11 protein-coding genes and 1 pseudogene are annotated in these 11142 nt (G+C 66.3%); 10 read left to right on the forward strand and 2 right to left on the reverse strand.

What is annotated here, in order from left to right; translation table 11 throughout:
* On the forward strand, positions 1–352 hold a 352-nt coding region (locus tag WAN02_RS33230; protein WP_422269604.1), incomplete at its 5' end, for a transglycosylase family protein.
* 66 nt (positions 353–418) lie between these two features.
* Here WAN02_RS33230 and WAN02_RS33235 read toward each other — a convergent pair.
* Together WAN02_RS33235 and WAN02_RS33240 are read right to left on the reverse strand one after the other, a co-directional pair.
* The gene (locus tag WAN02_RS33235; protein WP_422269605.1) at positions 419–955 is read right to left on the reverse strand and encodes a PaaI family thioesterase; all 537 of its coding nucleotides are present in this window, start codon (positions 953–955) and stop codon (positions 419–421) included.
* Positions 952–1374 (reverse strand): winged helix-turn-helix transcriptional regulator, encoded by a 423-nt coding sequence (locus WAN02_RS33240; RefSeq protein WP_422269606.1) that lies wholly within the window; start codon positions 1372–1374, stop codon positions 952–954. Before WAN02_RS33240 ends, WAN02_RS33235 begins: the two co-directional genes overlap by 4 nt.
* Before the next feature lie 60 nt (positions 1375–1434).
* Between WAN02_RS33240 and WAN02_RS33245 the strand changes: the two genes are divergently transcribed.
* The 9 genes and pseudogenes from WAN02_RS33245 to WAN02_RS33285 form a co-directional block, all read left to right on the forward strand.
* On the forward strand, positions 1435–3450 hold the full coding sequence (locus WAN02_RS33245; RefSeq protein WP_422269607.1) for an alpha/beta fold hydrolase: 2016 nt from the start codon (positions 1435–1437) through the stop codon (positions 3448–3450).
* A complete protein-coding gene (locus WAN02_RS33250) occupies positions 3447–4706 on the forward strand; it encodes a saccharopine dehydrogenase family protein (protein ID WP_422269608.1) in 1260 nt (419 codons plus the stop codon). Before WAN02_RS33245 ends, WAN02_RS33250 begins: the two co-directional genes overlap by 4 nt.
* Before the next feature lie 112 nt (positions 4707–4818).
* Positions 4819–5388, forward strand: coding sequence for a DUF937 domain-containing protein (locus WAN02_RS33255; RefSeq protein ID WP_422269609.1), 570 nt, complete (start codon positions 4819–4821; stop codon positions 5386–5388).
* Between the two features lie 64 nt (positions 5389–5452).
* Positions 5453–8116 (forward strand): valine--tRNA ligase, encoded by a 2664-nt coding sequence (locus tag WAN02_RS33260; RefSeq protein ID WP_422269610.1) that lies wholly within the window; start codon positions 5453–5455, stop codon positions 8114–8116.
* A complete protein-coding gene (gene folC / locus WAN02_RS33265; RefSeq protein WP_422269611.1) occupies positions 8113–9543 on the forward strand; it encodes a bifunctional tetrahydrofolate synthase/dihydrofolate synthase in 1431 nt (476 codons plus the stop codon). Before WAN02_RS33260 ends, folC begins: the two co-directional genes overlap by 4 nt.
* Positions 9540–9998, forward strand: coding sequence for a DUF4233 domain-containing protein (locus WAN02_RS33270; protein ID WP_422269612.1), 459 nt, complete (start codon positions 9540–9542; stop codon positions 9996–9998). Before folC ends, WAN02_RS33270 begins: the two co-directional genes overlap by 4 nt.
* A gap of 38 nt (positions 9999–10036) precedes the next feature.
* Positions 10037–10151, forward strand: a pseudogene (locus WAN02_RS33275) (hypothetical protein); the annotation flags it as partial.
* 1 nt (position 10152) lies between these two features.
* On the forward strand, positions 10153–10563 hold the full coding sequence (gene ndk / locus WAN02_RS33280; RefSeq protein ID WP_422269614.1) for a nucleoside-diphosphate kinase: 411 nt from the start codon (positions 10153–10155) through the stop codon (positions 10561–10563).
* Positions 10564–10857: 294 nt separating this feature from the next.
* Positions 10858–11142: hypothetical protein (locus WAN02_RS33285; protein ID WP_422269613.1), on the forward strand; the 285-nt coding region annotated here is incomplete at its 3' end.

The following is an 11142-nucleotide window of genomic DNA, read 5'->3' on the forward strand; positions in this document are numbered from 1 at the left end:
GCCGGCACCCGAGGCTCCGCCCGCGCCTCCCGCTCCGGAAGCCGCGCCTGCGCCTGAGGCGCCTGCGCCCGCCAACGACGCACCGGCCCCGGAGCAGGCTCCGACGCCCGTGAAGAAGGCTTACAGCGTCAACTGGGACGCGATCGCTGCTTGCGAGTCGGGTGGCAACTGGGGCATCAGCACTGGTAACGGCTACGCCGGCGGTCTGCAGTTCACGTCCAGCACCTGGCGGTCCAACGGTGGCTCGGGCTCCCCGAACGGCGCCAGCCGTGAGGAGCAGATCCGGGTAGCCGAGAACGTGCTGCACTCGCAGGGCATCGGCGCATGGCCGGTCTGCGGCCGTCGCGGCTGACCAAGCATTACAAACTGAAAGCGGTGGTCGGGCTCAGGCCCGCCACCGCTTTCAGCGGCTCGGGGTTCAGAGGTCGAATATCAGCAGGGTGCTGGTCGCGGTCGCCACGACCTTGCCCGACGCATCGGTGACCACGCCCTCGGTGAACCCGACACGCGCACCCGACTTCACCACCGTCCCGGTGGCGCTCAACGGGCCCGAATCCAGGCGCACCGGCTTCAAGTAGTTCACCTTGATCTCGATGGACGTGTATCCCTTACCGGCGGGCAGTGTGCTGTGCAGCGCCAGTCCGGCTACCGAATCGAGGACTGTGCACACCAGGCCGCCGTGGACCGCGCCGTTGGGGTTGTACATCGACGCGTCGGGTTCGCACGTGAACACGACCTTGCCGGGCTCGACGTCAACGAGATCAAACTGCATCAGCATGGCCATCGGGGGTGGTGGAAGCTCGCGGGCGACCATCGCCTTGAGGTAGTCGATCCCGGGCATCGACAGGCCGCGCGCAACGGTTGGAGCGGGGTCGTGCCAGGTGACCGTCCGGGACTGTTGCCGGCCCCAGTCCGCTTCCCCGTTTGCTGCCGCGTCTTTGCCCGCTGTCGTCATCGCACCCTTCCTGCTTGCTGCTGGTTCTTTGCCCGGTCGCGGTCCGGGTCGTTCGGTGGGACCGCATGGTCGAGTCCCCAGGCCAGCAGCGCATCCAAAACCGGTAGCAGTGCACGGCCGGAGTCGGTGAGCTGGTAGTCGAATCGCGGCGGCGACGTTTGATAAGGGACGCGCCGGATCGCTCCGGCCTCGTCCAGCGCCTTGATCCGGGCCGCCACCCGGTCCCGCGGCGCGCCGGTGCCACGAACGATGTCCTGGAAGCGGCTGTTGCCCAGTGCCAACTCGCGGACGATCAGCAATGCCCAACGTTCCCCGACCACGTCCAGCGCGGCTGCGATGGGGCACGGCCGTCCCGGCAGGTCGGCCAGCGTGATTTCGGGCATGCCGACCAGCATGTCAGCGGTGAGTTTGAAAATCAAACTCAGCAGGCTGCCTGGCGCTTACCCCCGGCCCGAGTCGGGCTGTGTTACCAACGACTCATGACCGCAACGGCATTCGACAACCTTGACGATTACCTGGCTTTGCCGCGGGTTTCGGGCCTAGCCGTATCGGCGGATGGGTCGCGCGTCGTGACCACGGTGGCCGAACTCAACGACAAGCGCACCGACTATGTCAGCGCCGTCTGGGAAGTCGACCCGACCGGCGAAAAGCCCGCCCACCGACTCACCCGTGGTCCGAACGGAGACTCCGCACCCGCGTTCACCGTCGACGGCGACCTGTTGTTCGTGTCCTCGCGGCCCACTGCCGAGGACGCCGACGGCGCCGACAAACCACCGGCTTCGTTGTGGCGGCTGTCCGCCGGCGGCGGCGAGGCTGTCGAGGTGCTGAGCATGCCCGGTGGTGTAAGCCTTGTCCGCACCGCCCGTGGCGCCGACGCCACCGTGATCGGCGCGCCGCAGTTGGCTTCCGCCCGTGACATCGAAGATGACCGACGGCTCCGCGGTCTGCGTGAGGCCAACAACGTCAGCGCGATCCTGCACTCCGGTTATCCAGTTCGCTTCTGGAACCACGACATTGGCCCGGACGAACCGCATCTGTTCGACGCGACCGACCTGCGCGATCTCACGCCACAGCCCGGCGAGGCGCTGCGCGAAGCCGGATTCGATGACGCCACATTCGACATCAGCGCCGACGGCCGATTCCTGGTGACGACATGGCGGGTGACAGGGCCCGAGGCGACCGAGCGCTCGGTGCTGCTGCGGGTCGACCTGGCCTCCGGGGAACGCCGCGTGATCGCTGACGATCCGGACGCCGAATTGCAACGCCCCGCAATCTCACCCGACGGGTCAGCGATAGCGTTCAGTCGGGAAACCATCTCCACCCCACACCGCGCTCCGCGAATGACGCTGCAATATTTGCGATTCGGCGACCAACCGAGATCGGTTGCCGAAGTGTGGGATCGAAGGCCGTCCTCGCTGACGTGGTCGAGAGATGGGGCGTCATTGATCGTCACCGCCGACCAGAACGGACGCGCACCGATCTTCGCCGTGGAACTGTCCACATCGACGGTCACCCAGCTCACCGACGACGACTTCGCCTACACCGACGTCATCGCAGCGCCGGGTGGTGCGCTGTTTGCGTTGCGCAGTTCTTATGCGGCGCCGCCACATCCGGTGCGAATCGATCCCGGTGGCGTTGTCACCGTGCTGCCATGCATCGACTTGCCAAGCCTGCCAGGAACATTGACCGAGGTCACCACGACCGTCGCAGACGGCACAAGGGTGCGGTCCTGGTTGGTGCTGCCCGAAGGTCATGCGCCGGCCCCGCTGGTGTTGTGGGTGCACGGTGGCCCGCTGGGCAGCTGGAACGACTGGGCCTGGCGATGGAATCCATGGCTGATGGCCGCCAGCGGCTACGCGGTGCTGCTGCCCGATCCCGCACTGTCGACCGGCTACGGTCAAGACTTCATCCAGCGGGGCTGGGGTGCATGGGGCGGATCGCCATTCGACGACTTGATGGCAGCGACCGACGCGGCCTGTGCCCATTCGCGCATCGATGCGACCCGGATCGCGGCGATGGGCGGCTCGTTCGGCGGCTACATGGCCAACTGGATCGCCGGTCACACCAACCGTTTCGCCGCGATCGTGACCCACGCGAGCCTGTGGGCGCTGGACCAATTCAGTCCGACAACCGATCACGCCTACTACTGGCGCCGGGAGATGACGCCGGAGATGACCGCCGCCAACTCGCCACACCATTTCGTCGACCGGATCAGCACGCCGATGCTGGTGATCCACGGCGACAAGGACTACCGCGTGCCGATCGGTGAAGGCCTGCGGCTCTGGTACGAGCTGTTGGCCTCCTCGGCGCTGCCGGCCGGCGAAGACGGCAGTAGTCCGCACCGATTCCTGTATTTCCCGTCCGAGGACCACTGGGTCCTTGCGCCGCAACACGCCAAGATCTGGTACCAGGTGGTGCTCGCTTTCCTGGCCGAACACGTGCTGGGGGAGAGCGCCGAAATGCCAGAGGTACTCGGAGTAGCGTCGCGCCCGTGACTGCAACGCGCGAATTCGACATCGTCTTGTACGGGGCAACCGGCTTCGTGGGCAAGTTGACCGCTGAATACCTGGCCCGGGCCGGCGGGAACGCGCGGATCGCGCTGGCCGGCCGCTCGCCCGATCGTCTGCTGGCGGTCCGCGAAACACTCGGCGAATCAGCGCAGTCCTGGCAGGTGTTGACCGCGGATGCGTCGTCGCCGTCAACGCTGGACGAGATGGCCGCCCGGACGCAGGTCGTCATCACCACGGTCGGTCCGTACAGCCGCTACGGTCTGCCGTTGGTTGCCGCCTGCGCAGCCGCGGGCACCGACTACGCCGACCTGACCGGCGAGCCGCCATTCGTCCGCGACAGCATCGACCTGTATCACAAGCAGGCTCAGGACACCGGCGCGCGTATCGTGCACGCGTGCGGATTCGACTCCATCCCTTCGGATCTCACCGTGTACGCGCTGTATCGCCGGGCCCGCGAAGACGGCAGCGGCGAGCTAGCCAACACCGACTTCGTCGTTCGCTCATTCTCCGGCGGGTTCTCCGGGGGCACGATCGCCTCAGGCGTGGAAGTGTTCGACGCGGTGTCGAGGGATGCCGACGTGCGTCGGCAATTCGCCGATCCCTACACGCTGAGCCCCGACCGCGACGCGGAACCCGAACTCGGCGCGCAGCCCGACCTGCGTCGGCGCCGCGGTCGGCAGATCGCCCCGGAGCTGACCGGCCTGTGGACCGCCGGGTTTATGATGGCACCGTCCAACACACGAATTGTTCGGCGTAGCAACGCATTACAAGACTGGGCCTACGGCAGAAGGTTCAAGTACAGCGAACACATGAGTGTGGGGTCCTCGGCTGTCGCGCCGGTGACCTCCGCCGTCATCAACGGGGTCGGCAACACGATGACGGCACTGGGCAGCCGCTACTTCCGGCTGCTGCCACGCCGACTGGTGGAGCGTGTGCTGCCCAAACCCGGCACCGGGCCCAGTGACGCCGTCCGCGAGCGTGGCTTCTACAAGGCCGAGACGTACACGACGACAACTTCTGGCGCCCGCTATGTGGCCACCATGGCTCAACGCGGCGACCCGGGCTACAAGGCGACCTCCGTACTGCTGGGCGAGAGCGGTCTGGCGCTGGCGATGGATCGCGACGCGCTCTCGGAACTGCGCGGCGTGCTGACCCCGGCGGCCGCAATGGGCGACGCGCTACTGACGCGATTCCCTGCCGCGGATGTCTCGCTGCAGACGGCCCGGTTGATGCACCGCTGACGGCAAGGCCGGCGCTCGATCTGCTCTGTAGAGAACCCTGTGAGGACAAGATCAGCTGAGCTAGTGTCAACACTGAACCAAAGCATCCCAGCGACGTTAGGTGGACGGGTCCATGGCCGGCCTTGAAGATCTCCTGTCTCAGATTCCCACAAGTGACATTGCAAGCAAGATCGGCGTCGACGAAGCCGAGGTGAACAAGGCGGTCCAGTTGCTGGTACCGGTGCTGGTCGGCGGCCTGTCGGAAAACGCACAGGATCCCGAGCACGCCAGCAAGATCGAGTCCGCGGCCGACAGCCACGCCGGCTTGCTCGACGGCGGCGTGAATGTCGACCAGGTCGACCAGGACGAAGGCCAGCAGGCGATCGCGAGAATCTTCGGCGGCAATGACGCCGCCCAGGTCGCCAGTGCGCTGGCCGGCGGAGGCGGCGGCAACAGCAACCTGCTCAAGCAACTGCTGCCGATTCTGGCGCCGATCGTTTTGGCCTACGTCGGAAAGCAGCTCGGCCAAAAGAGCGAACCGGCCAAGGAAGAGGCGTCATCCGGAGGCGCACTCAACGACGTGCTGGGCAGCATCCTCGGCGGAATGGCCGGCGGCAACAAGTCGCTGGGCACCGTGCTGGGCAACGCTCTCGGCTCGAAGGCGGGCGACATTCTCGGCGGATTGCTCGGCGGCAAGAAGTAGCAGTCGGCGCCGCCCGGCATGGGCGGTGTTCTTAACCGGTGGCGGCGCTTTCTAGACTTGAAGGGTGACCGCAAGCCCAGAACGCGCCGCTGACACGCGGGCTGAAGACCTGCCCAAAGCGTGGGATCCGGGCGCGGCCGAAAGCGCGACATATCAGCGCTGGGTGGATGCTGGTTATTTCGCCGCCGATCCGGCCAGCACCAAACCCGGCTATTCGATCGTGCTGCCACCGCCCAACGTGACCGGCAGCCTGCACATGGGTCACGCGCTCGAGCACACCATGATGGATGCCCTGACCCGCCGCAAGCGCATGCAGGGTTACGAGGTGCTGTGGCAGCCGGGCATGGACCACGCGGGCATCGCCACCCAGAGCGTCGTGGAGAAGCAGCTTGCTGTCGACGGCAAGACCAAAGAGGATTTCGGCCGCACGCTGTTCATCGACAAGGTCTGGGATTGGAAGCGCGAATCGGGCGGCGCCATCGGCGGTCAGATGCGCCGCCTCGGCGACGGGGTGGACTGGAACCGCGAACGCTTCACCATGGACGACGGGCTGTCGCGGGCGGTGCGCACGATCTTCAAACGCCTCTATGACGGCGGCCTGATCTATCGGGCCGAGCGCCTGGTCAACTGGTCGCCGGTGCTGGAAACGGCGATATCGGATCTCGAGGTCCGTTACGAGGACGTCGAAGGCGAACTGGTGTCGTTCCGCTACGGTTCGCTCGACGACTCCGAGCCGCACATCGTGGTGGCCACCACCCGGGTGGAGACGATGCTGGGTGACACGGCGATCGCGGTGCACCCCGACGACGAACGCTACCGAGGACTGGTCGGCTCGACACTGGCGCACCCGTTCCTGGACCGCCAGATCATCATCGTCGCCGACGATCACGTCGACCCTGAATTCGGTACCGGCGCAGTCAAAGTCACCCCGGCGCATGACCCGAACGACTTCGAGATCGGGCTGCGTCACCAACTCCCCATGCCGTCGATCATGGACACGAAAGGTCGGATCGCCGACACCGGAACACAATTCGACGGCATGGACCGATTCGACGCCCGTGTCGCGGTGCGCGAAGCCTTGGCGGTCCAGGGCAGGATCGTCGCCGAGAAGCGGCCCTACCTGCACAGCGTCGGGCACTCGGAGCGCAGCGGTGAGCCGATCGAACCACGGCTGTCGCTGCAGTGGTGGGTGCGAGTCGAATCGCTGGCCAAGGCCGCCGGCGACGCGGTGCGCAACGGCGACACCGTGATTCACCCCGCCAGGCTCGAACCGCGCTGGTTCGCCTGGGTCGATGACATGCACGACTGGTGCATCTCACGCCAACTGTGGTGGGGCCACCGAATTCCGATCTGGTATGGGCCGGACGGTCAGCAGATATGCGTGGGTCCGGACGAGACACCGCCCGACGGTTGGGAGCAGGATCCCGACGTCCTGGACACCTGGTTCTCCTCGGCGCTGTGGCCGTTCTCCACCCTGGGCTGGCCCGACCAGACGCCGGACCTGAAAAAGTTCTATCCGACAAGCGTTCTGGTTACCGGCTACGACATTCTGTTCTTCTGGGTGGCCCGGATGATGATGTTCGGGACGTTCGTCGGCGGCGACGACGCCATCACCATGGACGGTGCCCGAGGCCCACAGGTGCCGTTCACCGACGTCTTTCTGCACGGGTTGATCCGTGACGAGTCCGGCCGAAAGATGAGCAAGTCCAAGGGCAATGTCATCGATCCGCTGGACTGGCTGGAGGACTACGGTGCGGACGCTTTGCGATTCACCCTGGCTCGCGGCTCTAGTCCCGGCAGCGATCTGAGCGTCGGCGAGGACGATGTCCGGGCGTCGCGCAACTTCGTCACCAAGCTGTTCAACGCCACCCGATTCGCGTTGATGAACGGTGCCGCGCCGGCACCGCTGCCGGGTCTCGACGAGCTCACCGACGCCGATCGCTGGATCCTGGGTCGACTGGAAGAGGTTCGCGCCGAAGTCGATTCGGCCTTCGACGGCTACGAGTTCAGCCGCGCGTGTGAATCGCTGTACCACTTCACCTGGGACGAGTTCTGCGATTGGTACCTCGAGCTGGCCAAGACGCAGGTTGCCGACGGGCTCTCGCACACCACCGCCGTGCTGGCTGCCGCGCTGGACACGCTGCTGCGGTTGCTGCACCCGGTGATCCCGTTCGTCACGGAGACGTTGTGGAAAAACCTGACTGGCGGGGAGTCCGTCGTGATCGCCGAATGGCCGCAAACCTCCGGGATCGCGCTGAACAGCGTTGCCGCGCAACGGATCACCGATATGCAGAAATTGGTGACCGAGATTCGCCGGTTCCGTAGCGATCAGGGCGTGGCCGATCGGCAGAAGGTGTCGGCGCGGCTGTCGGGCATCGACACCGCCGACCTGAGCACCCAGATCGGTGCCGTTTCGTCATTGGCGTGGTTGACCGAGCCGGGTCAGGATTTCAGCCCTTCGGCGTCTCTGGAGGTCGGGCTCAAGGGCGGCACGGTCGCCGTCGAACTCGACACCTCGGGCACCATCGACGTGGCCGCCGAGCGTCGCCGCCTGGAGAAGGACCTGGCCGCCGCGCACAAGGAATTAGCCTCGACCACAGAAAAATTGGGTAATGCGGACTTCATGGCCAAGGCCCCGGAAGCTGTCGTCGACAAGCAACGGGAGCGTCAACGGGTAGCGCGCGACGAAGCTGACCGGATCACGGCCAGGCTGGCCGGGCTGCAGTGACATTGGATCCCTACGACGCAGAACCAACCGAGGTCGTTCCCACCCCGGATGAGATCGCGGCACTGCTACAGGTCGAGCACTTACTCGACCAGCGTTGGCCGGAAACCAAGATCGAGCCCAGCCTGGCCCGCATCGCGGCGCTGATGGATCTGCTCGGCTCACCGCAACGCAGCTACCCGTCGATCCACATCGCCGGAACCAACGGCAAAACCTCGGTGGCGCGGATGGTCGATGCGCTGCTTACCGCTCTGCAGCGGCGCACCGGGCGCACCACCAGCCCGCACCTGCAGTCGGCGGTCGAACGTATCGCGATCGACGGAAAGCCGATCAGCCCAGCGACATACGTGGCGACCTACGCCGAACTCGAGCCGTTCGTGCAGATGATCGACCAGCAGTCGCAGGACAGCGGTGGCCCGGCGATGAGCAAGTTCGAGGTCCTCACCGCGATGGCATTCGCCGCGTTCGCCGATGCCCCGATCGACGTGGGAGTCATCGAGGTCGGTCTGGGCGGACGTTGGGACGCCACCAATGTGATCGACGCGCCGGTCGCGGTGATCACGCCGATCAGCGTCGACCACGTCGAGTACCTCGGCGACGACATCGCCGGCATCGCCGGTGAGAAGGCCGGCATCATTCGCAAGGCCGAAGACGGGGCGCCGGACACGGTGGCGGTCATCGGCCGTCAGGTACCGGAGGCGATGGAGGTTCTGCTGGCGCAAACCGTCCAGGCTGATGCCGCTGTCGCACGCGAAGATTCGGAGTTCGCGGTGTTGAGCCGCCAGGTGGCAATCGGCGGACAGATGCTGGAACTGCAGGGCCTGGGTGGGGTGTACTCCGAGATCTTTCTCCCACTGCACGGCGAACATCAGGCGCACAACGCCGCTATCGCGTTGGCTGCCGTCGAGGCGTTCTTCGGTGCCGGTGCGCAGCGTCAACTCGACATCGATGCCATCAGGGCCGGATTCGCCGCCACGAGCAGCCCCGGCCGGTTGGAGCGGATGCGCAGTACACCAACGGTATTCATCGACGCCGCGCACAACCCGGCGGGCGCCGCGGCGCTGGCGCAGACGCTGGCTGAAGAGTTCGATTTCCGATTCCTGGTCGGCGTGGTCAGCGTGATGGGCGATAAGGACGTCGGCGGAATCCTGGCCGCACTCGAGCCGGTATTCGATCGAATCGTGGTCACCCACAACGGATCACCGAGAGCGTTGGACGTGGAGACGCTGGCGTTGGTCGCCCAGCAGTACTTCGGACCCGATCGGGTGGTCACCGCCGAAAGCCTGCGCGATGCCATCGATACCGCCACCGCGCTGGTCGACGAGGCCGACGCCGAGCACGAGGCCTTTTCTGGAACGGGCATCGTCATCACCGGTTCGGTGGTCACCGCGGGCGCCGCGCGCTCGTTGTTCGGTCGTGATCCCTCGTGAGCGCCGATGACGATGAAGCCAGCGGCGCCGGGTTCGAGGAGCGGCGCCATGATCGAGCGCCCGCCCCACCGCCCGGAGCGTCGAAGCCCGACCCGTGGAAAAGCTTTCGGGGTGTCACGGCCGGCACGCTGATCCTGGAGGCGATCGTGGTGTTGCTGGCGCTGCCGGTGGTAGCCGCGGTCGGCGGCGGGCTGAGTGCGGTCACTCTGACGTACCTGTTGGGATTGGCGGCGGTGCTGATCCTCCTGGCCGGCTTGCAGGGCCGGTCGTGGGCCATCTGGGCGGACCTGGCGGTGCAGCTGATACCGATCGCAGGCTTTGCCGTGTACCCGGGCGTGGGTTTCATCGGCCTGCTGTTCGCCGCGGTGTGGGCGCTGATCCTCTATGTCCGCTCTGAAGTGCTGCGGCGGGAGCGGCTCGGGTTGCTCCCAGGTCAAGACGGGCCACCGGACTGATCCACCGCGCTGGGCCCGCCGGATCGGTTCGGTACGCTGTGCGCCGTGACCGCGCCGACGACGATGCAGTGGGGGTACCTCCAGCCGCGCGGCGGCGAGGGGGGCGACACGATGAGGTGGGGGTACCGCCCGCTTGCGGGGGAGAGTGGCGCTGATGACTGAGCGGACGCTTCTGTTAGTCAAGCCCGATGGGGTCGAGCGGCGCCTGGTGGGCGAGATCCTCAGCCGCATCGAGCGCAAAGGCCTGACCATCGCGGCGCTGGAAATGCGGATCGTCAGCGACAAGCTGGCGCGTAGTCACTACGCCGAGCACGACGGCAAGCCGTTCTTCGATTCCCTGGTGGAGTTCATCACGTCATCGCCGCTGGTCGCGGCGATTGTCGAGGGTCCGCGGGCGATTACGGCAGTCCGGCAATTAGCGGGTGGGACCGACCCGGTGGAGAAGGCGGCGCCCGGCAGCATCCGCGGCGATTTCGGCCTTGAAACGCAGTTCAACCTGGTCCACGGCTCCGATTCGCCGGAGTCGGCAGAGCGCGAGATCGCGCTCTGGTTCGGCAAGGCTTAGTAACGGGTCGGCGCACTTGGTCCGACCCGGCACATCGATATGGGATACTGGTAACCGGGTGAACGTCGCCGGACCGGCTTCCGACGCCCGAATGAAGACTTCGACAAGGGCGACCACCGCCATCCGCGATGCGGCGCCGACCGTCCAGCCATCATTCAGACCGGCACTGAGTGCGTTCGTCCCGAACCGCTTGGAGCAAGACCATCACAAGCCCGGGAAAAGTGACCCGGGCCCATAGCGAAGCCCTCGCGTGGCCGCGTCGAAAGGACGCGCCCGGGGGCTTGAGGAGAATACGTGATAGACGGTGGCCCATCTTCACAGGTTCCGGAAGACTCGTCGCAGCACGAGGAGCTGCCAGATCGGCTCAGGGTGCACTCCCTGGCCCGGGTGCTGGGGACGACCAGCCGCCAGGTACTCGACGCGCTGACTGAGCTCGACGGCCGGATTCGCAGCGCACACTCCACCGTGGAACGCGTCGACGCGGTCCGCGTTCGCGACCTGCTTGCCAACGCGCCCGCAGCGGTCGCTACGACAGTCGTCGCGACCGAGGCCGGCGCCGCCGCTGAGGCGGATGAACCC

Source organism: Mycobacterium sp. (genome assembly GCF_049281135.1).
Lineage (GTDB): Bacteria > Actinomycetota > Actinomycetes > Mycobacteriales > Mycobacteriaceae > Mycobacterium.

Excerpts from the sequence above, each read along its gene's own strand:
- WAN02_RS33235 (WP_422269605.1), bottom strand. The coding sequence starts at position 955 with ATGACGACAGCGGGCAAAGACGCGGCAGCAAACGGGGAAGCGGACTGG.
- WAN02_RS33245 (WP_422269607.1), top strand. The coding sequence starts at position 1,435 with ATGACCGCAACGGCATTCGACAACCTTGACGATTACCTGGCTTTGCCG.
- WAN02_RS33255 (WP_422269609.1), top strand. The coding sequence starts at position 4,819 with ATGGCCGGCCTTGAAGATCTCCTGTCTCAGATTCCCACAAGTGACATT.
- ndk (WP_422269614.1), top strand. The coding sequence starts at position 10,153 with ATGACTGAGCGGACGCTTCTGTTAGTCAAGCCCGATGGGGTCGAGCGG.